The sequence below is a fragment of the uncultured Pseudomonas sp. genome (assembly GCF_943846705.1).
Taxonomy (GTDB): domain Bacteria; phylum Pseudomonadota; class Gammaproteobacteria; order Pseudomonadales; family Pseudomonadaceae; genus Aquipseudomonas.
In genome coordinates this window covers 1,270,576-1,295,929 of the sequence record NZ_OX044366.1, presented here as the reverse complement: position 1 = coordinate 1,295,929, position 25,354 = coordinate 1,270,576, and the positions used below count along the sequence as shown (strand labels likewise).

General features: G+C 61.0%; 21 protein-coding genes and 1 riboswitch. Of the genes, 8 read left to right on the top strand and 13 right to left on the bottom strand.

Annotation, left to right across the window (positions count from 1 at the left end; all coding sequences use genetic code 11):
* Positions 1 to 17 precede the first annotated feature (17 nt).
* From Q0V31_RS06200 to Q0V31_RS06185, 4 genes are all read left to right on the top strand, one after another.
* Positions 18 to 1,892: a DUF294 nucleotidyltransferase-like domain-containing protein gene (locus Q0V31_RS06200; RefSeq protein ID WP_298185705.1), complete on the top strand. Its 1,875-nt coding sequence runs from the start codon at positions 18 to 20 to the stop codon at positions 1,890 to 1,892.
* Positions 1,889 to 2,614, top strand: coding sequence for a 3'-5' exonuclease (locus tag Q0V31_RS06195; protein ID WP_298185704.1), 726 nt, complete (start codon positions 1,889 to 1,891; stop codon positions 2,612 to 2,614). Before Q0V31_RS06200 ends, Q0V31_RS06195 begins: the two co-directional genes overlap by 4 nt.
* A gap of 668 nt (positions 2,615 to 3,282) precedes the next feature.
* Positions 3,283 to 3,831: a hypothetical protein gene (locus Q0V31_RS06190; protein WP_298185703.1), complete on the top strand. Its 549-nt coding sequence runs from the start codon at positions 3,283 to 3,285 to the stop codon at positions 3,829 to 3,831.
* 80 nt (positions 3,832 to 3,911) lie between these two features.
* Positions 3,912 to 5,012, top strand: a complete 1,101-nt coding sequence (locus Q0V31_RS06185; protein WP_298185701.1) for a hypothetical protein — start codon at positions 3,912 to 3,914, stop codon at positions 5,010 to 5,012.
* A 576-nt stretch (positions 5,013 to 5,588) separates the two neighbouring features.
* Here Q0V31_RS06185 and Q0V31_RS06180 read toward each other — a convergent pair.
* A complete protein-coding gene (locus Q0V31_RS06180) occupies positions 5,589 to 7,256 on the bottom strand; it encodes a BCCT family transporter (protein WP_298185699.1) in 1,668 nt (555 codons plus the stop codon).
* Between the two features lie 272 nt (positions 7,257 to 7,528).
* On the opposite strand from Q0V31_RS06180, the gene Q0V31_RS06175 reads away from it, so the two are divergent.
* Positions 7,529 to 8,275, top strand: a complete 747-nt coding sequence (locus Q0V31_RS06175; RefSeq protein WP_298185696.1) for a transporter substrate-binding domain-containing protein — start codon at positions 7,529 to 7,531, stop codon at positions 8,273 to 8,275.
* A 160-nt stretch (positions 8,276 to 8,435) separates the two neighbouring features.
* Here the strand turns inward: Q0V31_RS06175 and Q0V31_RS06170 are convergent, their stop codons facing one another.
* The 12 genes from Q0V31_RS06170 to cbiE form a co-directional block, all read right to left on the bottom strand.
* A complete protein-coding gene (locus tag Q0V31_RS06170; RefSeq protein ID WP_298185694.1) occupies positions 8,436 to 8,855 on the bottom strand; it encodes a DUF1850 domain-containing protein in 420 nt (139 codons plus the stop codon).
* Positions 8,852 to 10,879 carry a TRAP transporter permease gene (locus tag Q0V31_RS06165; RefSeq protein ID WP_298185691.1) on the bottom strand — a complete coding sequence of 676 codons (2,028 nt, stop codon included), beginning with the start codon at positions 10,877 to 10,879 and terminating at the stop codon, positions 8,852 to 8,854. The genes Q0V31_RS06170 and Q0V31_RS06165 overlap by 4 nt, the downstream gene beginning before the upstream one ends.
* 234 nt (positions 10,880 to 11,113) lie before the next feature.
* The gene (locus Q0V31_RS06160) at positions 11,114 to 12,067 is read right to left on the bottom strand and encodes a TAXI family TRAP transporter solute-binding subunit (RefSeq protein ID WP_298185689.1); all 954 of its coding nucleotides are present in this window, start codon (positions 12,065 to 12,067) and stop codon (positions 11,114 to 11,116) included.
* A 464-nt stretch (positions 12,068 to 12,531) separates the two neighbouring features.
* Positions 12,532 to 13,884: a sigma-54 dependent transcriptional regulator gene (locus Q0V31_RS06155; protein WP_298185687.1), complete on the bottom strand. Its 1,353-nt coding sequence runs from the start codon at positions 13,882 to 13,884 to the stop codon at positions 12,532 to 12,534.
* A gap of 297 nt (positions 13,885 to 14,181) precedes the next feature.
* Positions 14,182 to 15,936, bottom strand: a complete 1,755-nt coding sequence (locus Q0V31_RS06150; RefSeq protein ID WP_298185685.1) for an ATP-binding protein — start codon at positions 15,934 to 15,936, stop codon at positions 14,182 to 14,184.
* Positions 15,937 to 16,012: 76 nt separating this feature from the next.
* A complete protein-coding gene (cfaB, locus tag Q0V31_RS06145) occupies positions 16,013 to 17,200 on the bottom strand; it encodes a C17 cyclopropane fatty acid synthase CfaB (RefSeq protein ID WP_298185682.1) in 1,188 nt (395 codons plus the stop codon).
* 79 nt (positions 17,201 to 17,279) lie between these two features.
* Positions 17,280 to 18,065: a DUF2063 domain-containing protein gene (locus Q0V31_RS06140; RefSeq protein ID WP_298185679.1), complete on the bottom strand. Its 786-nt coding sequence runs from the start codon at positions 18,063 to 18,065 to the stop codon at positions 17,280 to 17,282.
* Positions 18,056 to 18,901, bottom strand: coding sequence for a DUF692 domain-containing protein (locus tag Q0V31_RS06135; protein ID WP_298185677.1), 846 nt, complete (start codon positions 18,899 to 18,901; stop codon positions 18,056 to 18,058). The genes Q0V31_RS06140 and Q0V31_RS06135 overlap by 10 nt, the downstream gene beginning before the upstream one ends.
* A gap of 56 nt (positions 18,902 to 18,957) precedes the next feature.
* The gene (locus Q0V31_RS06130) at positions 18,958 to 19,212 is read right to left on the bottom strand and encodes a hypothetical protein (RefSeq protein ID WP_298185675.1); all 255 of its coding nucleotides are present in this window, start codon (positions 19,210 to 19,212) and stop codon (positions 18,958 to 18,960) included.
* A 178-nt stretch (positions 19,213 to 19,390) separates the two neighbouring features.
* A complete protein-coding gene (locus tag Q0V31_RS06125) occupies positions 19,391 to 20,107 on the bottom strand; it encodes a (2Fe-2S) ferredoxin domain-containing protein (RefSeq protein WP_298185672.1) in 717 nt (238 codons plus the stop codon).
* A 115-nt stretch (positions 20,108 to 20,222) separates the two neighbouring features.
* Positions 20,223 to 20,942, bottom strand: coding sequence for a cobalt-precorrin-6A reductase (locus Q0V31_RS06120; protein ID WP_298185670.1), 720 nt, complete (start codon positions 20,940 to 20,942; stop codon positions 20,223 to 20,225).
* Positions 20,939 to 22,141 carry a precorrin-6y C5,15-methyltransferase (decarboxylating) subunit CbiE gene (gene cbiE / locus Q0V31_RS06115; protein WP_298185668.1) on the bottom strand — a complete coding sequence of 401 codons (1,203 nt, stop codon included), beginning with the start codon at positions 22,139 to 22,141 and terminating at the stop codon, positions 20,939 to 20,941. Before cbiE ends, Q0V31_RS06120 begins: the two co-directional genes overlap by 4 nt.
* Before the next feature lie 197 nt (positions 22,142 to 22,338).
* A riboswitch (cobalamin riboswitch) is annotated at positions 22,339 to 22,528 on the top strand.
* Positions 22,529 to 22,624: 96 nt separating this feature from the next.
* Here cbiE and cobG point away from each other — a divergent pair.
* From cobG to Q0V31_RS06100, 3 genes are read left to right on the top strand one after another with little or no spacing between them, the layout of a single operon-like run.
* Positions 22,625 to 23,968, top strand: coding sequence for a precorrin-3B synthase (gene cobG / locus Q0V31_RS06110; protein WP_298190933.1), 1,344 nt, complete (start codon positions 22,625 to 22,627; stop codon positions 23,966 to 23,968).
* A complete protein-coding gene (locus Q0V31_RS06105) occupies positions 23,961 to 24,587 on the top strand; it encodes a precorrin-8X methylmutase (RefSeq protein WP_298185666.1) in 627 nt (208 codons plus the stop codon). The genes cobG and Q0V31_RS06105 overlap by 8 nt, the downstream gene beginning before the upstream one ends.
* The gene (locus tag Q0V31_RS06100; protein ID WP_298185664.1) at positions 24,584 to 25,336 is read left to right on the top strand and encodes a precorrin-2 C(20)-methyltransferase; all 753 of its coding nucleotides are present in this window, start codon (positions 24,584 to 24,586) and stop codon (positions 25,334 to 25,336) included. The genes Q0V31_RS06105 and Q0V31_RS06100 overlap by 4 nt, the downstream gene beginning before the upstream one ends.
* Positions 25,337 to 25,354 lie beyond the last annotated feature (18 nt).

Here is a 25,354-nt window from a genome sequence, read left to right as displayed (position 1 = left end):
CAACCCGCGAGGCACCCATGCAGATCGAAATACTGGAAATCCGCGATCACCTGAATCGCTTCCCGCCCTTCGAAGCTCTGCCCGAGGAAAGCCTCGACAGCATCGCCAGCCAGGTCGAAGTGGCCTATTTCAAGGCCGGCACCGACATCCTGCTGTACGGCGCTGCCATCCACGACCTGCATTACGTGCGCAGCGGCGCGGTGGAAATCTACCGGCGCAACGGTGAGCTGTATAACCGCCTGAGTGAAGGCGACATTTTTGGCCAAGCCGGCCTGCTGCGCAGCAACAAGGTGCGCTTCCCTGCCCGCGCCATCGAAGACAGCCTGGTCTACTTCATCCCCGGCGCCCTGTTCACCCAGCTGTGTGAGCAACACGAAAGCTTTGCCGACTTCGTCGAGGCCGAGGGCCAGTCTCGCCTCAAGTCCGCGGTGGAAAGCCAGGGTAAAGCCAGTGACCTGATCCAGGTCAAAGTGCGCAAGCTGATCTCCCGTCAGCCGGTCTGTGCCAGCCAGCACACGCCGGTGCAACAGGCGGCGCAACTGATGACCGAGCAAGGCGTCTCATCGCTGGTGATTCTTGACGGTGAAGAGCCAGGCGCGGCCATGGTCGGCATCCTCACTGACCGCGATCTGCGCACCCGCGTACTGGCCGTCGGCCTCGATGCGGCGACCCCGATCGGACAGGTGATGTCGCCAAATCCTATCACTATCCGCGCTGATGACAGCGTGTTCGAAGCCATGTTGAGCATGTTACGCCACAACATTCACTACCTGCCGGTGGTGCATCGGCGTCGCCCGGTCGGCATGATCAACCTCTCCGACATCATTCGCTACGAGTCGCAAAGCAGCCTGTACCTGGTCAATTCAATCTTCAACCAGCCGGATGTCGCCGGCCTGCAAAGCCTGCTCCCCGACCTGCGCGGCACCTTCGTGCGCATGGCCAACGAGCAAGCCACCGCACATATGATCGGCAGCGCCATGGCCGGCATCGGCCGCGCCTTTACCCAGCGGCTACTGGAGCTGGGTGAACAACAGCTCGGCCCGCCGCCGGTGCCTTACTGTTTTCTCGCCGCCGGCTCCATGGCCCGCGACGAACAGCTGGTGGTGACGGACCAGGACAACGCGCTGATTCTCGATGATCGCTTCGATCCTGAGCAGCATGACGGCTACTTTGCCGAGCTGGCGAAGTTCGTCAGCGATGGCCTGGCCGCCTGCGGCTACACCTATTGCAAAGGCGGGATCATGGCCACGAACCGCCAGTGGCGGCAGCCGCTCAAGGTCTGGCGTGACTATTTCAGCCAATGGATCGACCGGCCCAACCCGCAAACCCTGCTCAACAGCTGCATTTTCTTTGACCTCGATGGCGTGCACGGCGAAATCGAACTGGCGGAAAACCTCAAGGAACTGCTCGCCGAAAAAGCCAGCAACGCCCCCGCCTTCCTCGCCGCCCTGGCGCGTAACGCGCTCAACCGCACGCCGCCGCTGGGGTTCTTCCGCACCTTTGTGATGGAAACCGACGGCCAGCAGAAGCACATCATCAACCTCAAAGGCCGTGGCACCGCACCGCTCACCGACCTGATCCGCGTGCACGCCCTGGCCTGCGGCAGCAAGGCGCAGAACTCGCTGGATCGCCTGGATGCCATCGCCCAGACCAAACTGCTGCAGCCGGAAGCCATCAGCCAACTGCGCTACGCCCTCGAGTTTCTCAGCATGGTGCGGATCCGCCATCAGGCCGTAGCCGTAGCCGAGGGCCGCGAGCCGAACAACTACATCGAGCCGGAAAAAGTCTCCGCCACAGATCGGCACAACCTCAAGGAGGCCTTTCAGGTACTCAGCAACGCACAGAAATTTATGCGTTTTCGCTACCCCGCCCAGCCGGGCAAAAGCCTATGAGCGCGCCGACTGCCGCCGCGCAAAACCCGCAGCTGGACTGGGCGGCGCGATTTGCCAGCCTCGCCGCCAGCGCTCAGGACCCTCGCCTGAAAGCCTTCTATCAAGCCGGCTGCGTAGCCGCTGACACGCCACTGGAACAGGTGCCGCTGCTGGCCCTGGATGTGGAAACCACCGGCCTCGACGCCAGCCAGCACGCCATCGTCAGCCTCGGCCTGCTGCCCTTCAACCTCAAGCGCATCCGCTGCGGCGAGGCCTGTTACTGGGTGGTCAAGCCAGCCAGTGAGCTGAGCAACGAGTCGGTGACCTTCCACCACATCACCCACTCGGACATCCAAAACGCCCCACGCCTGGAGCAGATACTCGATGAACTGCTAACGGCCATGGCCGGCAAGGTGATGGTGGTGCACTACCGCAGCATCGAACGCAGCTTCCTCGACCAGGCGCTGCGCCAGCAGATCGGTGAGGGTCTGCAGTTCCCGGTGATCGACACCATGCAACTGGAAGCGCGCCTATACCCCAAGCGCCAGCCCGGCTGGTTCGACCGCCTGCTAGGCCGCCAACCGATATCCATCCGCCTGGCCGACAGCCGCCTGCGCTACAACCTGCCCGCCTACCAAGCGCACCACGCCCTGACCGATGCCCTGGCCACCGCTGAGTTATTGCAGGCGCAGGTGGCCACCCATTACTCGGCGGAAACACCGCTGGGTGAGTTGTGGAGTTGAGCCAGGCGCTACGCAAACCCTGTCGGAGCGGCACTCTCGGTATCGGATATTGTGGCGCACTACGTAGGATGGGTTGAGCAATGCGATACCCATCATTGCTTGGCTTGAGCTTGGCGCTCGACATTGCAGCGAGTGTGTTGAAGTTTTGGTTGCGCCCCCTCGGGCGCCTTACTTTTCTTTGCCCGTGCAAAGAAAAGTAAGCAAAAGAAACACGCCCCTGCATCCGGGCTTCGCTGCGCTCAACTACCCTCGCTCCGGTATTGCTCCGGGGGCCGGCTTACAAGGGCCATCCCTGGCCCATTAAGCCTCTCGGCCGCATCCATGCGGCTCGTCCCCCTACGCAACACCTCCACTCGGCCTCCTGACGAGGTCTTGGCGTGTGGCTGATATCTCAAGTGAAAGAGAATGGGCAAAGGCAAAACCTGGCCGCACTCCGCCATGGACAGCATCGTCTCGAATGAATTAGCTTCTGGCTCAAGCGTGCCAGCATGCATTACCCCAGCAGCTCAGGCTTGCCGTCCTCCTTGTCGCGTTTCTCTCTAGATGATGTCGCCCTGCCGCGACCACCTTCAGCCAAACAAGGACTTAAACGACGACAAGAAAATTGTGCGACAAGTGCCGCGTATAAGCGCAACACCTGTCACCTAATTAATAGTTAGGCATTATAAATGCTCACTGAACCGCAGTTACTCAGGGCCATCTATTCACTTTGGGATTTTCAGCAAGCATTGTCAGCGCTGACATTTCTCTTAGAAGACTGTGATTTTGATAAGAATTACTCAAAGATAGAACTGCGTCGTTTTAGGTGCTATGAAACTACTACCATAGTTTCCATGGCTCGCCCGCTCGAACAATCTCGCGGCGGCTCCACCCTCAATCTCGGAGTTGTAGGCATAAAACAGAGTAAGGAAGAAAAACGGCTTGTAGAAAAAATTTTAACTTTACGCCGAAAAGTCTTCGCTCACTCAGATGAAAATGAAATGCACTTCAGATCGAGTACATTCCGAGTATTCGATGGCGAAATAAATTTCCCACACATACAGTTCAAAGAATCGCTGCACTTGGAAAAATCAGAGCTTTTAGAGTTAGAAAAATTATTAAGGAAGCTCACATCAGACTTGGCCGAATTCATTTTCCATTTCGCACAGAAAAATCCTGATGCCATCGAGAAATACAAAATCCCAGTACATCTGCAGGCGAAATCGAGTAAAGCCTAACAGTGGTAGCCACTCACTTCGCTCGAGATGGGCTAAAGCCCGCCCCTTAACCAAACGTTAGACATCAATGGAAATCAAGAATGGTCTCTAATAGATTCTGTGTTTTTTGTGGAAATCCACCAGAAAAAAAGAATCGAGAGCACATACTTCCTCAGTGGCTGCTTGAGCTAACTGGAGACCCAAAACGAGTTGTAAATTTTGGCACTAATTTTAAAGACGGTCGAATGATTAGATTTGATTGGTTGAATTTCTGTGTTCCAGCGTGTGAGGTTTGCAATACGGAATACTCAAGACTTGAAGGAAGAGCTAAATTCTATGTGCTGACGCTACTTGATAGAGGAGCACTCACTAGTATTGAATATATTGACTTCATGGATTGGATGGATAAGGTTCGCATAGGGCTTTGGATTGCATATCATTTCATCCAAGGCAACCCAACTAACATCGAACCTAGATTCCATGTAAATACAAGAATTAGCCAAAAAGATCGAATGATCGCTATTTACCCAATCGCTGGTGACGGGTTAGGCTTAAATGCCCTAGGAGCAGAATCACTAATATTTCATAGCCAACCCTCTTGTATGGGGTTAAGAATAAACAATATCCTGATCATAAATATGTCCAGTGATTTTTTGTTTTCCGCTCGTTGTGGTTTCCCTTTCCCTAAAAGCTGTTTCACTATGCTTGACGGAGAAAATCCTTACATGTTGCATACAAGTGACTTTTCAATCACAAGAAAAATCAAGCACCCACTTATAAGAAAACAAATAATCAAACCCTCCATACACCTTTACCAACCAATTATGGCCAAGTCCGAAGATAAGAGATTTCAATCAGGCTTCGTCGGCGATTACAACAGCTTTGATTCATACTTGGCGAAAAATACTCTTACGCCATACCCTTCAGGAAAAGGCATATTGTATTTTCAACATTTGGATAGAGTAGAACCAATCTATAATATAAATCAGCCGATAGAGTTCGAAAATTGTACAGGAATACACTCAAAACCAATGTACAGGCTCGCACAGCAGGTATATGAATTTCAAAATTTAATCTACAAACAAGGTAAATTTTCCGCAGAAAATAGAGAGCTGGAACTGAATCATGCCAAAAGAACAAAGCTACTCTTAAAATTTAATGACAAAATTATTTCACATTACTCTGCCATGAAAAAAACTTAACAAAGCCATCAACTTTAACGCCTTATGCTACCGCTTCAAGCGGCAAATTATGGCGGTGTGAAACACCTCTGTATTTCGGCTCATATGAAATCTACACAACTATTGCAGACGCTCGCCAATTGCCCCGTCAGTAGGATGAACAGAATCGTTGCGGAAGTGGTCGTGCGGCATGGATGTCGCAAGAGCTGCGATGGGCCAGGGATGGCCCTTCGCAGCGGGCCCCTGGAGCAATAATGTCGTGAACGTACCCCGCCGCAGGCGGGGCCGGATGTCGGGGTGCCCTTCTGTTTGGTTACTTTTTCTTGGGCAAGCAAGAAAAAGTAACGTGCCTGAGAGGGGCGCAACCCAAGCCATCAGCACACACGATGGCGTGCCGAACACATCGATCAAATAGCCAAGTGATGGGTATCGCTATGCTCAACCCATCCTACGATTGCTCTCTGTGCCCTCTCCCGCAAGCCGGCTAGGAAAGCATCGCGGGCAAGCCCGCTCCTACAGGTGGCCGGTGTCACCCTGCACAACGGGCACAAAAAAGCGCGCCCGAAGGCACGCTCTTGTACTGCCTAACAACTGTGCTTAGCGCGGTTCGCTCATCAAGCCTTTGACGATCGAGATACAGCCCACCAACAACACAATGGTGAACGGCAAACCGGTCGACACCGCCATGGCCTGCAGGGCCACCAAGCCGCCGCCCAGCAGCAGGGCGATGGCGATTACGCCTTCGATAATCACCCAGAACACCCGCTGCGGCACGGGCGCGTTGACCTTGCCGCCGGCGGTGATGGTGTCGATCACCAGCGAACCGGAGTCCGACGAGGTAACGAAGAACACGATCACCAGCACAATGCCGATAAACGAGCTAATCGCTGTCCATGGCAGCTCACCCAGCATGGCGAACAGTTTCAGCTCCAGCGCAGCATCTTGCACACCGGTGAAGCCGTCGCCGACCAGCTGACTGATACCGGTGCCACCGAAGGCGGTCATCCACAATACCGACACCAAGGACGGCACCAGCAGTACGGCAATCAGGAACTCACGTACGGTGCGGCCACGGCTGACCCGCGCGATAAACATGCCGACGAACGGCGACCAGCTGATCCACCAGGCCCAGTAGAAGGCCGTCCAGCCTTGGCTGAAGTTGGCATCTTCACGGGCGACCGGGTTGGACAGCGCCGGCAGGTGTTGCAGGTAAGCGCCGAGGTTGTCAAAGAAGCCGGTGAGAATGGCCAGCGTTGGGCCGGCGATGATGACGAACAGCAACAGCAATATAGCCAGGCCCATGTTCAGCTCGGACAGGCGCTTAACGCCCTTGTCCAAACCAGCCAGCACCGACAACAGCGCGACTGCGGTGATGCCGATAATCAGCAAGACCTTGCTGAGATCTGTAGCGGCAATCCCGAACAGTTGGTCCAGACCCGCCGCTGCTTGTTCAGCGCCCAGGCCGAGCGACGTCGCCAAACCAAACAGGGTGGCGAATACCGCGAGGATATCGATTATATGCCCCGGCCAGCCCCACACCCGCTCACCGAGAATCGGGTAGAAGATCGAGCGCATCGACAGCGGCAGGCCTTTGTTGAACGAGAACAATGCCAGCGCCAGCGCAACAATCGCGTAGATCGCCCAAGGGTGCAGACCCCAGTGGAAGATGGTCGAGGCCATACCTAAGCGTGCAGCCGCCTCGGCATCACCGGCAGCACCGGCCAGGGGTGCCCAGTCGGTGCGCACACCATCGGCACCGACGCTGACACCGCCCATGGCCGACGAGAAGTGCGACATCGGCTCAGCTACACCGTAGAACATCAGACCGATGCCCATACCCGCAGCAAACAGCATGGAGAACCAGCCGATGTAGCTGTGATCGGCTGTGGCGTCCTTACCGCCGAGACGCACCTTGCCCAGTGGCGAGACGATCAGGCCGAGACAGAGCAGCACAAAGATATTTGCCGAGCCAAGGAAGAACCAGGCCAGGTTGCCGGTGATCCAGCCGCGGATGGCGCTGAACAGTGGCTCGATCTGATTTTGCAGGGCCAAGGTAAGCACGACGAACAACACTATGGTGAGTGCCGAGATGGTGAAGACCTTGCCATGGATATCCAGGGCAAACGAGAACTGCCCCTTGATGTTGTCCTGACCGATTACGTAGTCGGTATCGATCAGGTTAGCTTCGCCGGAAGGTGCCGGAATACCATCATGAGTGGCCGCTGCAGGTTGCGGGGGTATTTCCGGCGGAGAGTTTTGACCCATGGGGGACTCCTTATAACGTGTGGCGCGCGTGGCGCGCACGAGGACGGGATTGCCTTACTCGTACAGCAGTCAAACCGACCGCTGCCGGGCTACAGGGTAGCAGCACTGGCTGCCGAGTGCAGGCGCAAAGCCAGCATAGGCGGACATTCACCGGCGTTGTTGGGCGCTTAGCTGCAACTCTGGCTCGATTTACTCCGTGACAACACTGCCCATCGGCCGGGCAATTAGCTATGGTTGTTCTAAGGCCTACGGTCGCTGTAAGAGATTCCTCCATGAGACTCCTGCTGCCCTTGCTGGCAAGCCTATTACTCCAGCTGTCGTCGGCCCAGGCGGAAACCTTCAAGGTGGGCGTCGAGCTGCAGTCTTATATGCCTTACTCCGACGTACAGGATGGTCAGTACCTGGGTTATGGCCGTGACCTGCTCGACGCCTTTGCCGCGCACCAGGGCCATGTGTTTATCTACCAGCCACTGCCGGTGCGGCGCCTGCTTAGCGACCTGCTCAACGGCCGGGTGGATTTTAAATACCCGGACAACCCGCGCTGGAACGCGGATCTCAAGCAGGACTACAGGCTGTATTTAAGCCAGGCCGCCGCCATATCCATCGATGGGGTTCTGGTCAAACCGCAGTTTCTCGGTCAAGGCAAGGCGCGCTTGCACCGCCTGGGCACCCAGCGCGGCTTTACCCCGTGGCCCTATCTGGATGACATCAAGGCCGGGCGGATCATCCTGATCCAGGCCAACCAGATCGACTCGCTGCTGGCCATGGCACTGAGTGGCAGGGTCGATGGCGTGTACCTCAACCCACAAGTGGTCAGCCACCAGCTGTACAACAACGCCAAGAGTGACACGCTGGTGTTCGACCCCAGCCTGGCCTATCAGGATGATCACTACTACCTGTCGAGTATCAAACACCCTGAGGTGATTGAGCAGTTCGATGCCTTCCTTATCAGCCAGGCCAAGCTGGTAGAAAGACTCAAAGAGCGGTACGGCATCGCCAACCCATTCAACGACCAATGAGCACCTCAGCACGCTGAGACAGGCCTATGGCGCATGAGTTGTTGACGGCAACACCGCGAAAAACAGCCCATGCAAATGAACAAAACCCCCACCGGCTGAGCCAAATGGGGGTTCTCCTCTTTTCACACCAGGGCTTGTGGCCTTGGGAGCGAACGGCGCTTTAGCGGTCGTCCTGACCGGCAGCAACTGCCGGGGAGCTGAGCTCACAGCTCCAAAGTTCCAACGCCGGCTGGGTCGCTTTTGGCGGGCCGAGCCATTCACTCATCGAGTGACAACGCTGGTTGAAACACAGTTGGTAATCCCCTGCCTCGGGGGTTCGCCCCAAGCGCAGTGGTTGCAAAGGCGGTAGCTGACGCTGGTAGTGCCAGCTGCCCTCGCGCAGTTCGGCGCCGTCTGGAATCTCCATACCGGCCCCGGAACCCTTGATCCGCGCCTCGCCGAGCAACAGCCCCTCAGGCATCACGCGGTAATCCTCTTCCCAACGAATTTTCTCGATGGTGTGTGTCCAGGCCAGGGTGAAAGCGGGCGTGGGCACTTCTGCCCACAGCACGCCAGCCAAGCCCAGGCACAAGCCAATCATGCAGCGGCTACCTGTGCGTGACGGGCGCGCCAAAAGTGCTGAGCGATAAACACCGCCGCCAAGGCAAAGCCGATCTCATCACTCATCGGCGTGGCCAGAATCAGACTGGCACCAGCGGCAAAGCCCAGCGCCCGCTCCCACCACGGCATCTTGGCCTGCAGGAAGCCGGTAAAGATTGCGCCCCAGATACCGATGGCCAGCGCCGCCTTGAACACCACATACAAAGTCGCCAGCAGGCTATCGCCCTGCAGCATCAACGCCGGCTCGTACACCGCCATAAACGGCACGATAAACCCGGCCACGGCAATGCGAATGGCCCACAGGCTGATCTTCAGACCGCTCTCCTTGGCAATCGGCGCAGCAGCAAAGCAGGCCAGCGCCACCGGCGGAGTGAGGTCGGCCATGATGCCGAAGTAGAAGACGAACATGTGCGAGACGATCAACGGCACACCCAGCTCCAGCAACGCCGGCGCGGCGATCGAGCTGGTGATGATGTAGTTGGGAATGGTTGGAATGCCCATGCCCAAAACCAGGCAGGTGAGCATGGTGAGGATCAGCGAGAGGAACAGGTTGTCCTGACCAATCGCCAGGATATAACCGGCAAAGGTCGAGGCCACACCGGTCAGCGAGACCACGCCGATGATCACCCCGACCAAGGCGCAGGCAATGCCCACCGGCACCGCATGGCGCGCGCCTTCAACCAGCGCGTGCAGGCAGATCACCAAGGTGTCGCGACCGCCTTTGATAAACCAGCACACCGCCACCAGCAGCGCCACGACGCCAAACACCACGCCGATACCGAGCTGGAAGAAGCCGGCGCAGAGCACCCCGAGGGCGATCCAGAAGGCAAAGCGCATGACCTTGGACGACACCCGCAGGATGATTGCCGAACCGAGAATCACGATAGCCGTCAGGGCCAGACCGACCATCCCGGAGAACAGCGGCGTACGCCCGGAGAACAGCAGGTAAATCAGGATGAACAGTGGAATCAGCAGGTACCAGCGCTGCTTCACCGCCGCCCAAGGGTTCGGGCACTGGTCTTTCGGCAGCCCGCACAGGTTGGCACGCTTGGCTTCCAGGTGAACCATCCAGAACACCGAACCGAAGTACAGCAAGGCCGGCACCAGCGCCGCCTTGGCTACTTCAAAGAACGGCACGTTGATGGTCTCGGCCATGATAAAGGCTACCGCGCCCATGATCGGCGGCATGATCTGGCTGCCCATCGACGAGGTCGCCTCCACACCACCGGCAAACGCCGGCTTGTAGCCGAAACGCTTCATCAGCGGGATGGTGAACTGGCCGGTGGTGACCACGTTGGCCACGCCGGAACCGGTGATGGTGCCCATCAGTGCCGACGACACCACCGAGACCTTGGCCGGGCCACCGAGCTTATGGCCGAACAGGCCCATGGCAAAGTCGGTGAACAGCTTGATCATCCCGGCCTGTTCGAGGAAGGCGCCGAACAGGATAAACAGGAAGATGTAGGTGGCCGAGACGTAAGTCGGCGTGCCGTACAGACCCTCGGTGCCAAAGGACAGTTGGTTGACGATCTGGTCGATGGCGTAGCCACGGTGCATCAGGTCGCCCGGCAGGTACTGACCGAACAGGCCGTAGACCAGAAACAGCGCACAGATCAGTGGCAGGGCAATGCCCATCACACGGCGCGCGGCCTCGAATACCAGCACGATCAACAGCAAGCCAACGACCATGTCGCTGCTGGTCAGGTCACCGGAACGCTGGATCAGGTCCGCTTCGAAATACCACTGGTAGAACGCCGTGGCCATGCCGGCCAAACCAAGCAGCCAGGCCAGCGGCTGCCAAGGCTGATCCTTGCCACGGGCGGGGAAACTGAGAAACACCACCAGCAGCAAAAAGCCCACGTGCACCGCACGCAGAATCTGGCTGGACACCGGGTGAAAGGCGGCGGTGATGATCTGGAAGATCGAAAACAGCAGGGCAACATAGAACAGCGCTTTAGGCCAATCACTGGGATTGGCGGCGAGGCCTTGGTTTTGCTCACTCATGGGCGGTCACGCTCTCATTACAACGGCGATAGCACAAAAGTCGCCAACAAAACCTGCCGTGACGCGCACGGCGGTTTTATTCGCAGCTCTAAAAATAGGCGGCCTGGGTAGGATGGGTTAGCCGCGCAGCGGCGTAACCATCGAACGGTGTTGAAGCTTCTCTCCAGACTCAAGCCATGCAGCATGGGTATCGCGTTGCTCAACCCATCCTACCCAGCCAACCCTTCAACAGCCTTACAGTGCGCCGACTTCCTTGTAGAAGCGCTCAGCACCCGGATGCAACGGGATCGGCAGGCTCTTCGCAGCACCTTCCAGCTTGATGTCCTTGGCCGCCGAGTGGGCATTGCCCAGGCGCTCAAGGTTGTCGAACATCAGTTTGGTCATCTGGTAAGCGACCTCATCGGAGACGCCTTCATGGCTGACCAGGATGTTGGTGATGGCCACGGTCGGTACATCGCTGTCCTGACCGTCGTAAGTGCCAGCCGGGATCGCGGCAGCCTGGTAGGCGGCGTTGTCGATCTTCGCGGTGATATCAGCAGGAATGGCCACGAAATTGATCGGCAAGGTCGCGGCAAGGTCACGAATCGCCGCCATGCCCAGGCCCGAGGACTGCAGGGTGGCATCCAGCTGACGGTTCTTGATCAGCTCGACCGACTCGGCGTACGGCAGAAACTCGACCTTACCCATGTCTTCGTAGCTCAGGCCGGCAGCCTTGAAGATCGCGCGGGCGTTGAGTTCGGTACCGGATTTCGGCGCGCCGACGGAGATGCGCTTGCCTTTCAGGTCAGCCAGGGTGGTGATGCCGGATTCTTTATTGGCGACGATCTGGATGTAGTTCGGGTAGGTACCGGCAATCGCCCGCAGCTTTTTCAGTGGAGCCTTGAAGCCGGCGTCTTCCACGCCATTCCAGGCATCGGCGACCGAATCACCGAGGGCGAAAGCCAACTCACCACGGCCGGCTTGCAGCAGGTTGAGGTTTTCCACCGAGGCCTTGGTCGCCTGCACCGAGGTTTTCGAGCCTTCGATGCCGTTGCTGTACAGCTGCGACAGGCCCACGCCAATCGGGTAGTAGACACCGCTGGTGCCACCGGTCAGCACGTTGATAAAGGTCGGGGCGGCGAGTACCGCAGTGCTCGCGGTAAAGGCGGCGGCAGCCGCAAACAGGCTGAAACGTTTGGTCATGCGCATGGAAGAATCTCCGTCGTTGTTATGGCTTTATGCAGAGGTTTCACTGTAGACGCTACACGCCACCACGGCGGCGGTGCAGCGCCAGGGGCTAGGGTAATAACGAAAGGGAGCGAAGGCTCACGCACGACCGGAGCCGAGCGCACAAGAGATGGGCACGTGATGCAGAACGCGACAAACGCGCAGAGGGTGCAGGGCAGTACATGGGCGTCACCTCTTGTCTTTCTTATTAGTTACCAGAGCAATCGAGTGCCTGGCTAACAAGAGCTATAGCAGATGCCGTGCCAGCGAAAGAAAAGCCCGCGCTAGAGCGGTTACGTTGCGCTGCACGGTTAACCTGCCCGCGGTAATCAGCGGAAATCCGCCACTGAAAAAACCCGGATAAGCGAAATTCCGCCGAGTGCCATCGCGCCCCGACCCACCCTACATAGCTCTGGTAGCCCGGATGCAATCCGGGCTACTAGGTATCAATCGTCGTCGCTGCTGCCGGCTGGACGGTAGCTGCTGCGCAGCAGGCCGTGGCGTTGCATCTTCTCGTTTAGGGTGCGCCGCGGCAGCTGCAGCAACGCCATCACCTCGGCGATATTGCCCTGGCAATGTTGCAGGGCGCGGTGCAGGCATTGCGCCTCAAACGCCTCCATCTGCTCAGCCAGGGATTGCACCGGCAGGTCATCGGCTGGCGTCACGCCGCCACTCAAACCAAGGGCGTGACGCTCCGCAGCATTGATCAACTCGCGCACATTGCCCGGCCAGTCATGCCCCAGCAAACGGCTCAACTCAGCCGGTGCCAGGCTCGGGGTTTCACGGCCATGGCGTTGCGCCGCCTGATGGGCGAAGTGTTCGAACAGCAGCGGAATGTCCTCGCGGCGCTCGCGCAACGGCGGAATACGCAGGCTGGCGACGTTCAGGCGGTAGTATAAATCCTCGCGAAAACGTCCGGCCTTGACCTCATCGAGCAGGTCTGGCTTGACCGCACTGATCACCCGCAAATCAACCTGAATGCTGCGGTTGGAGCCCAACCGCTCCAGGGTTTTCTCCTGCAACACGCGCAGCAGTTTGACCTGCTGGGCCAGCGGCAGGCTTTCCACCTCGTCGAGAAACAACGTGCCGCCGTCGGCGTGCTCGATACGCCCGATGCGCTTGCCCTGCGCACCAGTAAAAGCGCCGCTTTCATGGCCGAACAGCTCGCTTTCAAACAAGTGCTCAGGTATCGCCGCGCAGTTCAGCGCGACAAAGGGTTTGCCAGCGCGGTTACTGAAATCGTGCAGGCAGCGCGCCACCCGTTCCTTGCCGCTGCCGGTGTCGCCACGCAGGAGAATATTCACCGAGGTGCCGGCCAGCTCGAGGATCTGCCGGCGCAGGGTTTCCATCGGCCTGGAGACGCCGAGCAGCTGCGCCTCGATATGGTCCTTGAGGGCGAATTGCTGACGCAGCTGACGGTTTTCACAGACCAGGCGGCGTTTATCCAGAGCGCGGCGCACGCTGTCGAGCAGTCGCTCGGGGGTAAACGGCTTCTCGATAAAGTCGTAGGCACCCTGGCGCAGCGCCTGCACCGCCATCGGCACGTCGCCATGGCCGGTGACCAGGATCACCGGCAAGTCGCGGTCGCGCTCCAGCACGCTGTCGAGCAGCTGCAAGCCATCGGTACCGGGCATGCGCACATCGCTGATGATGATGCCGGCAAAGTCGCGATCAACCAGGGCCAAGGCGGCCTGCGCCGTGGCGCAGCTGTGCACGCTGAAACCGGACAGCTCCAGCCATTGCTGAACCGCTTCGCGGATCGCCGCTTCATCATCGACGACTATGACCTGAGCACTCATGGCACCTCCTGTTTGAACGGCGGCAGTGTAGGGCGGGTTAGCACCGCAAACCACCCACTTGAATACAACCCGCTGCCTGGCGCGGCGCGTAACCCTTCAGATCGCAATACAACACGTAGGGTGGGTTAGCCGCCTGTCGCGATTGCCCGACTATGCACCTGGCCTGGGGGGGGGCGTAACCCACCGGCGGTGTCGCATGCTCCATCGTCTGGTGGGTTACGCGGCGCACGACCATTGCGCGCGGCTAAACGACCACTTAATCAGCGCCGCTAACCCACCCTACGGTTTTACGGGCGCCTAGGTATTCGGCGCAGCCGGCAGGCGCAGGGTAAACACCGCGCCCTGTTCGGTATTGGCCGCCTCCAGGCTGCCGCCGAGTTCGCGCACGATGCCGTAGGACACCGCCAAGCCCAGACCCAAGCCGCTGCCAACCGGCTTGGTGGTGAAAAACGGTTCAAACACATGCGCCAGCGCCTCGGCGGCAATCCCACCGCCACTGTCGGCGATGCTCAGCACACACTGCTGAGCCTGCCGCTCGATCCGGACATGCAGCTGCCGCACCTCGCTACCGGCCATGGCATCCAGGGCATTGTTGAGCAGGTTGAGCAACACCTGCTCCAGGCGAATGGCATCCCCCAGCACCCGCGCAGTGCTGTCGACCTCAGTGTGCAACTGCACCTGCTCGCTGCGTAGGCGCGGCGCCAGCAACTGCAAGGTTTGCTCCAGCACCTCACTCAGGCACAGGCGTTCGCTGAGGCCAGACGGACTCTTGCGGGCGAAGGTTTTTAAGTGCCCGGTGAGCCCGGCGATACGCTGCAACAGGCTATCGATACGCTGCAGCCCCTCACGCACATCGTCTTGCCGACCGCTGTCGAGCAGCAGGCGCAGGCTGCCCAATTGCATTTGCATGGCGGTCAGTGGCTGGTTGATTTCATGGGCCATGGCGGCCGACATCTGCCCCAGTGCGGCCATCTTCGCCGCATGCACCAGGCCGTCCTGAGCCTCACGCAACTCGGCAGTGCGCAGCGCCACCTCGCGCTCCAGGCGCTCACGAATGCCCGCCTGCAGGCGCTGGTTTTTGCGCCGTTGGGCCAGGTAGAGCAACAGAAAGGCCAGGGTCATCCACACCCCGGCGGCGGCTAAACGGTAGCTGCGCACGCTGTTGACCAGGCTTTTCGGTTCGTGCAGCAGGTGCAATGTCCAGTCTTCGTCGTCCAGTGCCTGTCGCTGCCAGAGGTAATCGTCTGGGCCGTCCGGGCCATCGACCCAGCGCCACTGGCTGTCGCTGTCGATCTGCCGGCGCAGCTTGCTGGGTAAGGGTTGCAGCGCCTGTTCGGCATACTTGCGCACCTCCACCAGTTCGGCGCGGGCCTGCTCGCTCAAAGCGTCGAGGGCGAGAAAGCGCCAGGCTGGGCGGTTACTCAGGATTACCACCGAGTAACTGTCGGCTACCAGCAGGACGCCAGGCTGAGCGGCCCACTCGCGCTGCAACTCCTCCAGCTCCAGCTTGACCACCAGCACGCCGATCACCACGCCGTGCTCATCGCGCACCGCGTGGGAGAGGAAGTAACCCGGAATCCCGGTGGTCACGCCCACCGCAAAATAGCGCCCGGAAGAGCGCCGCACGGCATCCTGAAAATACGGCCGAAAGGCGTAGTTGTTGCCGACAAAACTGCTCCAGTCACGCCAGTTACTGGCCACCAGGGTTTCGCCTTGGGTGTTGAGCAGGTAGAGCACATTGGAGCCGGCAGCGGCGTTGAGTTGCTCCAGACGCTGATTGAGCTTCTCGCGCAGCAGGCTGTCATCCGGAGCGTGCAACAGCGACTTGATATCGCTGTCCAGCGCCAGCACCTCGGGCACCGAGCGAAACCGTTCGACCAGGGTATGGATCGACTGCGCATACAGCTGCAACTGCCCGCGCGCCTCAAGGCTGCGCTCCTGCCAGGCGCGCTGCTCGGCATAGCGCCCAGCCAGCCAGATACTCGCCAGCAAGCCGAGCAAAATCAGCAGGACGATCAGCACAACGCGGTAACGCAACAGGAAGGCAGACATGCACAGCTCGGCTCAGGGCAATGCCGCATGGTAACAAAGCCGCGCCAACGGTTACTTCAGCCGGCGCGGGCGCAGCTCACTGAGGGTAGAGGTCGGCACGGCTCCAGGGCAGGTCGTGGCCACCATCGGCACGGGGTTTAACCGCCAGAACCTGGTGCAACGCCATCCAGCCATGGCTGAACCCATAGGCACAACCGGCCAGATACAAGCGCCAGATGCGCACGGCCTGCTCCGGCACTATCTGTACGGCATGCGCTAACTGCCCCTCCAGGCGCTGACTCCACAGCGCCAGGGTGCGCGCGTAGTGCAGACGCAGATTTTCCACGTCGACCACTTCCAGGCCGGCCTCGCTAAGGCAGCTGGTGACGCTGGCCAGGTGTGGAAGCTCGCCATTGGGAAATACGTAGCGCCCGATGAACTCACCGGCACCGCGCGCGACCGGCCGACCATCGGTGTGCTTAGCGGTAATGCCATGATTCATCACCAGGCCGCCCGCCTTCACCGCGCCAAACAGGCGCTGGCAATACAGGGGCAAATTGGCGTGACCGACATGCTCGAACATACCGACACTCACCACTTTGTCGAAACGACCGTCCTGCGGCAGGTCACGGTAGTCCAGCAACTCAAGCGTCACCTGCCCGCCCAGGCCCTGCTCGGTTACCCGCTGGCGCGCCCAGTGCAGTTGCTCCCGGCTAAGAGTAATGCCAAACACTTGCGCCCCGTATTCACGGGCGGCGAAACGCGCCAGACCACCCCAGCCGCAGCCAACATCGAGCAGTTTATCCCCCGCTTGCAGGCGTAACTTACGGCACAGATGACGCAGCTTGGCGGTTTGCCCCTGCTCGAGGGATTCCTCGCCGGTTTCGAAATAGGCGCAGGAATAGACCATTTCGGGATCCAGCCACAAGGCATAGAAGTCATTGGACAGGTCGTAGTGGTAGCGGATGGATTCCGCGTCGCTAGCCTTGTCATGGGCAGCCCTGGCGAGCGCCCTGGCCGGCTCATCACCCAGCAGCGCTTGGCTCAAGGCATCGCCCAACTCGATGGCGTCGATAATCGAACCTTCCAGCTCCAACCGACCCTCAACGTAGGCGCCGCCTAGTACATCAAGGCTTGGGTAGGCCAGTTGCGCCATCAGGCTGGGGTCGTTGATGACCAGAGTGACTCGCGGTTGCGGACCGAGATCCAGTTGGTAGCCATTCCATAAGCGCACCCGCAAGGGCAGTTGCAGGTCACGCAGAGCCGGCGGTAGATACGCGCGCATAGGAACCTCCACTCGTCACGGCAGTGAAAGGGTAATTCGAGTGCCTCCCTTTTCAGGCTAGCGCTTGCATCGAGAATAGCTATCCAGGCCCAGGTTGCAGCAGGCCGTCGCTCAGCCATTGGCGCAGCCAGGTCACGGCTTGCAGAGGGGCCTGCTCGCCCAACCCACTCAGCTCGCCACACAGCTCGGCGAAGCTCCAGCCGTGCGCCGTCATGCCCTGCAAGGCAGTGGCTTCATCCGCGGCCAGGCTGCGATAGCGGGTGATCAGTTGATCACGCCAGACCAGGCAGGTTTGCGCCTCAGGCAACGGCTGGCTACCGGGGAACTCCGTCTGCTCCTTGCACGCGCGCCAGATCGCCACGCTGTTATGCCGACACGTCAGCCATTGCACGCTGGGCAGCAGGCGCACCTGCAGCCCCGGCCAGTCTTCAGGTGCTAATGCGGCCATCTGCGCCAGGCTCAACGGCACGCCGTCGAGCGCATCGAAGGCCAGAGTAAAGGCCCATTCCAGGCGTGCCAGCTCACTCAAGGGTGCCGCTTGGGCCGGCACCAGATAGCCGTCGATAAAGTCCGCTAACTGCGCACCCAGCCAGCGCAGGCTGAAGTGCTGCGAGGGGTGCGCGTTGAGATAGGCCAGCGCCAGGGCCTCGAACTCTTCATCACCGAGCCAGCCATGTATCGCCGGATAATCACCGCGCAAGGCCTCCTGCAGCCGTGCGCGATAGGCGTTGTGGTAAATCGCCAGACCTTGTTCGGCGCTCAGCGCCGCGCTGCCCAGCAGGCTCGCCTGTAACGCCGGATTGGCCTCGGCAGCGGGATTCAGTAGGTAGGCTTGCACCTCAGCCTGCCAGTCACTCAAGCGCATATAGGCGAACCTTTAAGTGCTGCGGTGGCGACATTGCGCGCCTTGTTCAGCTCGCCGAGCAGATCGTCCAACTCCGGGAAATGATCATCGCGCTCAAGCAGCGTCGACACCGGCCCGAGGTGTTGCAGGGTGCGCTGATACAGCTGCCAAACCGGATCGCTGACCGGCTGATCATGGGTGTCGATCAGGTAACTGCCGTAATCGCTGTGCCCGGCCAGGTGCAGCTGACGAATACGCTGCTGGGGCAGGCTGCTGATAAATTCCCAGGGATCGAAACCATGGTTACGCGCACTGACGTAGACGTTATTGACGTCGAGCAGCAGCTCGCAACCGCTCAGTTCGCTGAGGGCCGAGAGAAACTGCCACTCGCTGAATTGGTCATCGGCGCAGCGCAGGTAGCTGGAGACGTTCTCCAGCACCAGCGGCCGCTCGATCACGTCCTGCACCTGGCGCACCCGCGCCGCCACGTGCTGCAAACTTTCTTCGGTGTAGGGCAGCGGCAGCAGGTCGTGCAGCTGGTGGGCATTGCCACGGCTCCAGCACAGGTGATCGGAGATCCACGCCGGTTGCACCCGCTCAGCCAGGTGCTTGAGCCGGCGCAGGTAATCGCGGTCCAGTTCATGCGGGCCGCCAATCGACAGCGACACGCCATGCATCACCAGCGGGTAGTGTTCGCCGATGGCATCGAGGAAGTAGAGGGCTTTTCCGCCATCCACCAGGTAATTTTCCGAGACGATTTCGAACCAGTCGACCGCCGGCCGTTGTTCGAGAATGGCTTGGTAATAGGTGCTGCGCAGGCCCAGGCCAAAACCCAGATTGCCGTGTTGCGCATTCATCGCTGACTCCTTGCTCGGTGATGCGGGGCAACCGCGTGGCGGTCGCCCCGATTCACTTACTCGCCGACAGTACCGCCCGCGGCATCACACTCGGCCTGGGTCATGGCCTTGAAGCCTTGGCCCTTGCAAGTCGCCTGGCCTTTGCAGCTGTTTTCTGCGGTTTTGCAGTCGTTCTGACCTTTGCAGGATGTCACGCCGTAGCAGTGCACCGTGGCTTCTTCAGCAACCGCGACGGTGCTGGTCATGCCAGCAAACAACGAAGCAGCAGCAAACGCGATGGCAGCACCAGCAGCGGTAGTTTTAATGGTCATGTGTGTATCCCTCAGGAATTTGATTGGCCGACGAATAAGTTTTTGCGTGCCGGCATTGCACTAGAGCGACGAGATGCGTTGACGTTACAACCGCCGGAAAAAATCCTAACCCGACACTGCGCAGTATCCACAGAAAAACCAGCGGCGATATCAGTACATCCGCACCTGCAGCGGCTAGTTAGTCTTGATCGATACGCAACTCGGGCACTGCGCGGCCGGCCACCAGGCGTTCGTCCACCAAGCGGATCACCGCCGCCTCGTCACGAATACCGAACCACTCGCCCTGTGGATAAAGGCTTGCGGTCGGGCCCAGGTCGCAGGGGAACTGGCACTGCGTGCGGGTGATATGCACACCGCCCTCGCACTCCAGCTGGCCGGCCGCCTTGAGGCGCTGGCGCAGGGTCTTCCACAGGTCCAGCGCGCCGCGGCGGGTGCAGCGCGGGCCGTTGCACAGCAGCAGCCGCTGCGCGTGCGGCGGGATCTGTGACCAGGCGTGATGCCCGGGTACGGCCTTCACCCCGACGCAGGGCAGGTGCAATTCGGGGCGCTCGAGCAGCGCACAGGCGGCGTCCACCGGCAAGCCTTCGGCCTGGCCAATCGCGCTGGCGACAAACAGCTGCTCAGGCTCGGCCTGCTGGCTCAGCTCACTGCGCAGCCAATCCAGATGTGGGCTGCTGCTCTGCGGCTCGAGGTCGATCACCAGCAACGGCCGTTCAGCCTCGGCCACCCGCTGCCAGAGCGGCGCATAGCCTGCGCTGGTATCGACGATATCGGCCAGCGCTGCCGCGCCCCGTAACTCAGCCAGGCGCTGGCGGAACAGCTCGGCAAACGAGCCGGCGGCAAGGTCTGGGCCGACAAACAGAATGCGGGCGTAGGGCGAAACGGGCGTGGTCATGGCGGCCTCCAAAGCGGGCCGGCAGTCTATCAGGGGATCCGTTTACGTAGGGTGGCTTAGCCGCATGCCGCTGCTGCCGAACAACACATCATTCGTACGCGGCGGCCAATTCGCTCTAGAGCTGCAGCGCCTCGGCAAGCGCTTCAAGGCTGACAAACTCGCGTTCCACCGCAGGTAACTCGGGCCGACGCAGCAGCAATACAGGCAAACCCAGCTCCCGCGCCACCTGCAACTTCGGCTCGGTGGACTGACTGCCGCTGTTCTTGCTGATCAGCACATCGCTGCCCAGCAGGGCGAACAGCGCGCGCTCACCGTGCAGATCAAACGGCCCGCGGGCGCCAATAACTGTCGCCCGCGGCACGGCTTCCTGCGCCGTGAGGCAACGCACGGTCCAGTGCTGGTGAGGGGGGATCTCATGCAGATGCTCAAGCGGCTCGCGGCCGAGGGTAAACAGCGGGCGGCGGAAGTCTTTTAGCGCTGCAACCAATCCAGCCCAGTCGTCAACCTCACGCCAGTCATCCCCGGTACTGGCCTGCCAACCGGGGCGGCGCAAGGCCCAGCAGCTAATACCACTCAGTGCAGCGGCGCGGGCAGCATTGGCGCTGATCTGCGCGGCATAGGGATGAGTCAGGTCGAGCAGCAGCGCAATGCCCTGCTCGCGGATAAACGTCGCCAGGCCTTCGGCACCACCAAAGCCGCCGACGCGCACCTGACACGGCAGGTCATCCGGCACCCGGCCCAAGCCCGCCAGGCTGTAAATCGCCTCGGGGCCGAGACGCCGCGCCAAGCGCAGGGCTTCGGTGGTGCCACCGAGCAGCAGAATGCGCGGGCTCACGGTTTGCGCACTTCCAGCAGGGTGATCGGCAAGGCACTGCGCCAGGTGTCAAAGCCGCCCAGCGGCTGCGCCTGCGCCACGCTGATGCGGGTCAGTTCGCCACCGACCTGCTCACGCCAGGCCACCAACGCCGCCTCGCTCTGCAGGGTGACGGCATTGGCCACCAGCCGGCCGCCCGGTTTGAGACTGGCCCAACACTGCTCCAGTACCCCGGGGATGGTGACGCCGCCGCCGATAAAGATCGCATTCGGCGCGGCCAGCCCGGCCAGTGCCTCAGGCGCACGGCCCGCCACCAGTTGCAGACCGGGTACCCCGAGCGCATCGCGGTTGTGCTGGATATGCGCCTGACGGCCGGCATCCGCCTCGATGGCGATGGCACGGCACGCGGGGTGCGCACGCATCCATTCGATGCCGATGGAGCCGCAGCCCGCGCCGACATCCCAGAGCAGCTCACCGGGTTGCGGGGCCAAACGCGCCAGGGTGATGGCGCGGACATCGCGCTTGGTCAGCTGACCGTCGTGCTGATACAGCGCATCAGGCAAACCCGGCGTGACGGGCAACAGGCGCGCATCGGCATCCGCTACGCATTCGAGCGCCAACAGATTGAGGTCGGCGGCGCGCGGCAAGGTCCAGTCGCTGGCCAGGCCATCGATGCGCCGCTCCTGAGCGCCGCCCAGGTGCTCCAGCACGGTCAACCGGCTAGGGCCGAAACCGCGCTCACGTAACAGCTCGGCCACCGCCGCCGGGCTGTCGCCGTCGTTGCTCAGCAGCAGTAAGCGCGCACCGGGGAAAATCTGCGCCTGCAGCGCCGCCAATGGCCGCGCCACCAGCGACAGCACGGTCACCTCCTGCAACGGCCAGCCCAAGCGCGCCGCCGCCAGAGACACCGACGAAGGCGACGAGAACACCCGCAGTTCATCCGCCGGCAGCTGCCGCGCCAGGCTCGCGCCTACCCCATAGAACAATGGGTCGCCACTGGCCAGCACACAGACCGGCGTACCGCGCCGCGCCAGCACCGGCTCCAGGCTAAACGGGCTGGGCCACAGCTGTTGCTGGGCCGGCAGATTATCCGGCAACAGCGCCAACTGCCGCGCTGCGCCGACGATGCACTGCGCCTGGTTTAGCGCCTGACGCGCCGCCTCACCCAGGCCGGCATAGCCGTCTTCACCGATCCCTACCAGGGTCAACCAGGCCGTCATGCGCGCTCCTCAAACGTCATAGTCGCGCCGCCCGACCAGTTGGCTGTCGTGCCTGCGCGCAAAGCGGGCATAATACAGGCTTCGTCGGTGCCCAAGAGCCTGTCTAGGATCTGCTGCGCGTCGGCCATGCTGCGTTGGAAATGGCTTCGAACTGCTCATTTACTACTTGTAAACTCCGCGTTCTCAGCCCTTTCCGCCTTGCCTGGCTCTAGCTCGCTAGCCCCTGAATAGACTCTAAACGGGCCTAAGAGGGAACACGGTTAAACCGTGGCTGCCCCCGCAACTGTAAACAGCGAGTCTGCCGCAACAATGCCACTGGGTAACCGGGAAGGCGCGGCAGATGAAGACCTGTCAGCCAGGAGACCTGCCGACGACGCTAGTCGCGAGTGCCAACATCGGGCGGGGTGTACCGATGCCATTGAGTCCCCATGCTGGGCGGGCTCTGCTGGTTCGGTCGCCGCGTCGTAGAAGCTGGTGAACCGTTTGCGCGACCGTCCGACCCTCGCTGATTTGCCCGTACCACGCCCCAGCGCGTGCCCCGGCTTGCTGCGCATCGTGCAGGCGCTGGATGGTGGCATCTGCCGAGTCAAACTGGCCGGCGGTGGATTGAGCAGCGCCCAGGCCCGCGCCATTGCCGAGGCCGCCGAGCACTGCGCCAGCGGTGTGTTGGAGCTGACCAACCGCAGCAACCTGCAAATTCGCGGCGTATTGGCAGGCCAGCACGCCGAATTGATCGAGCGCCTGCTCGCCGCCGGTCTCGGCCCGAGCAATCCGACTGCCGACGATGTGCGCAACCTGCTCCTGAGCCCCGCCGCTGGCCTCGACCCGCATGCCCTGCTGGATACCCGGCCGCTGGCCGCCGCGCTGCTCGACCTGCTGCAAGCCACCCCGGCGCTGCATGGGCTGTCGGCCAAATTCGCCATTCAGTTGGACGGTGGCGAAGCCCTGGCGATGCTGCAGCACCCTCACGATATCTGGCTCAGCGCCCTACCCGGTACGCCGTCACGCTTGGCCTTCGGCCTGGCCGGTTGCCCCAGTGACACTCCGCTGGGCAGCGTCGACGCCGAGCACGCAGCGCTGTTGATCGAACAACTGCTGTTGCTGTTTCTTGATCTGGCCGGCAGCGAGCACAGCCGCATGCGCCAGCTATTGAGCGTGATAACGCCCAGCCAGCTGCTGCAGCAACTGCAGGCGCGCCTGCCCTTTGCCATCCAATCGGCCCCGATAAACTGGCAACGCGCAACCGCTCGCCAGCACGCCGCAATAGGAACTTATCCACAGCAGCAGGCGGGCCTGTGCATGGTCGCTGCCAGCGCACGTTTGGGGCGGATCGACGCCGCGCAACTGCGTGCATTGGCCGATTTAGCCGCGCAATACGGCGATGCCAGCCTACGTCTGACGCCCTTGCAGGGTGTGCTGTTGCCGAATATCCAGGAACCATCGGCAGACACGCTGCTGCATGCGCTGCACGAACTCGGCCTGCTCACCGACCGGCAGGAACCGCTCAGCCAGCTGATCGCCTGCACCGGCTCCACCGCCTGCAGCAAAGGCCTGAGCGACAGCAAGGCCGATGCCCTGCACCTGGCCGACCGGTTGCGCGCCAGCGGCGCACGGCCGCAGGTGCACCTGAGTGCCTGCCCGCGTTCTTGCGCCGCCGCGCACACCGCGCCTTTTACCTTGCTGGCCAGCAGCGCCAGCCACTACCAGCTTTATCAACGCACGCCCGAGCTGCCCGGTTTCGGTCAGCTATTGGCGAGCGCCATGACGATCGACGAGGCCGGCGACTGGTTCGCCGCCCACTGCGCAACAGGAAATAACGATGCTTGATTACATCCGCGATGGCCAGGAAATCTACCGCCAGTCATTCGCCACCATCCGCGCCGAGGCTGACCTCAGCGCTATTCCAGCTGATCTGGAAAAACTCGCCGTGCGCGTGATTCACGCCTGCGGCATGGTCGATGTGGTGCAGGACCTGCGCTTCTCCGCCGGGGCCGGAGCTGCCGGCCGCGCCGCGCTGGCCAAGGGCGCGGCGATTCTTTGCGATGCGCGGATGGTCGCCGAAGGCATCACCCGCCCACGCCTGGCGGCGAATAACCCAGTGATCTGCACCCTGCATAACCACGGGGTGATTGAGCAGGCCCGCGAGCTGGGCAATACCCGTTCGGCAGTCGCACTGGAACATTGGCGCGAACACCTGGAAGGCAGCGTGGTGGTGATCGGCAACGCGCCCACTGCGCTGTTCTACCTGCTGGAAATGCTCGACGCCGGCGCGCCGAAACCCGCGCTGATTATCGGCATGCCGGTCGGCTTTATCGGCGCGGCGGAATCCAAAGACGCCCTGGCCGCCGACAGCCGTGGCGTGCCCTATGTGATCGTCCGTGGTCGACGTGGCGGCAGCGCCATGGCGGTGGCGGCGGTCAATGCCCTGGCCACGGAGGTGGAGTGATGAATGTAGAAAAAGGCCGCTTACTTGGCATCGGCGTCGGCCCCGGCGACCCCGAGCTGATCACCCTCAAAGCCCTGCGCCTGCTGCAATCGGCACCTGTGGTCGGCTACTTCGTGGCCAAGGCCAAAGCCAACAAAGGCCAGGGCGGCAACGCCTTTGGCATCATCGAGCAGCACCTCACCGACGCGCAGCAGCGCCTGCCACTGGTGTACCCGGTGACCACAGAAAAACTCGCCGCACCGCTGAGTTATGAAGATGTGATCAGCGATTTTTACGACACCTGCGCCGTGCAGATCGCCGCCCGCCTGGATGCCGGCCAAGACGTCGCGGTGATCTGCGAAGGCGACCCGTTTTTCTACGGTTCCTACATGTACCTGCACGACCGCCTGGCCGGCCAGTACGAGGTCGAAGTGGTGCCCGGCGTGTGCTCCATGCTCGGCTGCGCCTCGGTGCTCGGCACGCCGTTGGTGTACCGCAACCAGAGCCTAAGCGTGCTCTCCGGCGTACTGCCCGAAGACGAACTCAAGCAACGCCTGCAAGACGCCGAAGCGGCAGTGATCATGAAGCTGGGGCGCAACTTCGAGAAAGTCCGCCGCGTGCTGCAGGAGCTGGGCATCGACAGCCGCGCCCATTACGTCGAGCGCGCGACCATGGGCAACCAACGCATCGTCGCGCTGGATGAGGTGGAACCGATGTCCTCGCCGTACTTCTCGATGATCGTCATCCCCGGCGAGAAATGGCGCGGTTAACCACGCGCCGAATCGTAG

Excerpts from the sequence above, each read along its gene's own strand:
- Q0V31_RS06200 (WP_298185705.1), top strand. The coding sequence starts at position 18 with ATGCAGATCGAAATACTGGAAATCCGCGATCACCTGAATCGCTTCCCG.
- Q0V31_RS06195 (WP_298185704.1), top strand. The coding sequence starts at position 1,889 with ATGAGCGCGCCGACTGCCGCCGCGCAAAACCCGCAGCTGGACTGGGCG.
- Q0V31_RS06190 (WP_298185703.1), top strand. The coding sequence starts at position 3,283 with ATGCTCACTGAACCGCAGTTACTCAGGGCCATCTATTCACTTTGGGAT.
- Q0V31_RS06185 (WP_298185701.1), top strand. The coding sequence starts at position 3,912 with ATGGTCTCTAATAGATTCTGTGTTTTTTGTGGAAATCCACCAGAAAAA.
- Q0V31_RS06180 (WP_298185699.1), bottom strand. The coding sequence starts at position 7,256 with ATGGGTCAAAACTCTCCGCCGGAAATACCCCCGCAACCTGCAGCGGCC.
- Q0V31_RS06175 (WP_298185696.1), top strand. The coding sequence starts at position 7,529 with ATGAGACTCCTGCTGCCCTTGCTGGCAAGCCTATTACTCCAGCTGTCG.
- Q0V31_RS06170 (WP_298185694.1), bottom strand. The coding sequence starts at position 8,855 with ATGATTGGCTTGTGCCTGGGCTTGGCTGGCGTGCTGTGGGCAGAAGTG.
- Q0V31_RS06165 (WP_298185691.1), bottom strand. The coding sequence starts at position 10,879 with ATGAGTGAGCAAAACCAAGGCCTCGCCGCCAATCCCAGTGATTGGCCT.
- Q0V31_RS06160 (WP_298185689.1), bottom strand. The coding sequence starts at position 12,067 with ATGCGCATGACCAAACGTTTCAGCCTGTTTGCGGCTGCCGCCGCCTTT.
- Q0V31_RS06155 (WP_298185687.1), bottom strand. The coding sequence starts at position 13,884 with ATGAGTGCTCAGGTCATAGTCGTCGATGATGAAGCGGCGATCCGCGAA.
- Q0V31_RS06150 (WP_298185685.1), bottom strand. The coding sequence starts at position 15,936 with ATGTCTGCCTTCCTGTTGCGTTACCGCGTTGTGCTGATCGTCCTGCTG.
- cfaB (WP_298185682.1), bottom strand. The coding sequence starts at position 17,200 with ATGCGCGCGTATCTACCGCCGGCTCTGCGTGACCTGCAACTGCCCTTG.
- Q0V31_RS06140 (WP_298185679.1), bottom strand. The coding sequence starts at position 18,065 with ATGCGCTTGAGTGACTGGCAGGCTGAGGTGCAAGCCTACCTACTGAAT.
- Q0V31_RS06135 (WP_298185677.1), bottom strand. The coding sequence starts at position 18,901 with ATGAATGCGCAACACGGCAATCTGGGTTTTGGCCTGGGCCTGCGCAGC.
- Q0V31_RS06130 (WP_298185675.1), bottom strand. The coding sequence starts at position 19,212 with ATGACCATTAAAACTACCGCTGCTGGTGCTGCCATCGCGTTTGCTGCT.
- Q0V31_RS06125 (WP_298185672.1), bottom strand. The coding sequence starts at position 20,107 with ATGACCACGCCCGTTTCGCCCTACGCCCGCATTCTGTTTGTCGGCCCA.
- cbiE (WP_298185668.1), bottom strand. The coding sequence starts at position 22,141 with ATGACGGCCTGGTTGACCCTGGTAGGGATCGGTGAAGACGGCTATGCC.
- Q0V31_RS06105 (WP_298185666.1), top strand. The coding sequence starts at position 23,961 with ATGCTTGATTACATCCGCGATGGCCAGGAAATCTACCGCCAGTCATTC.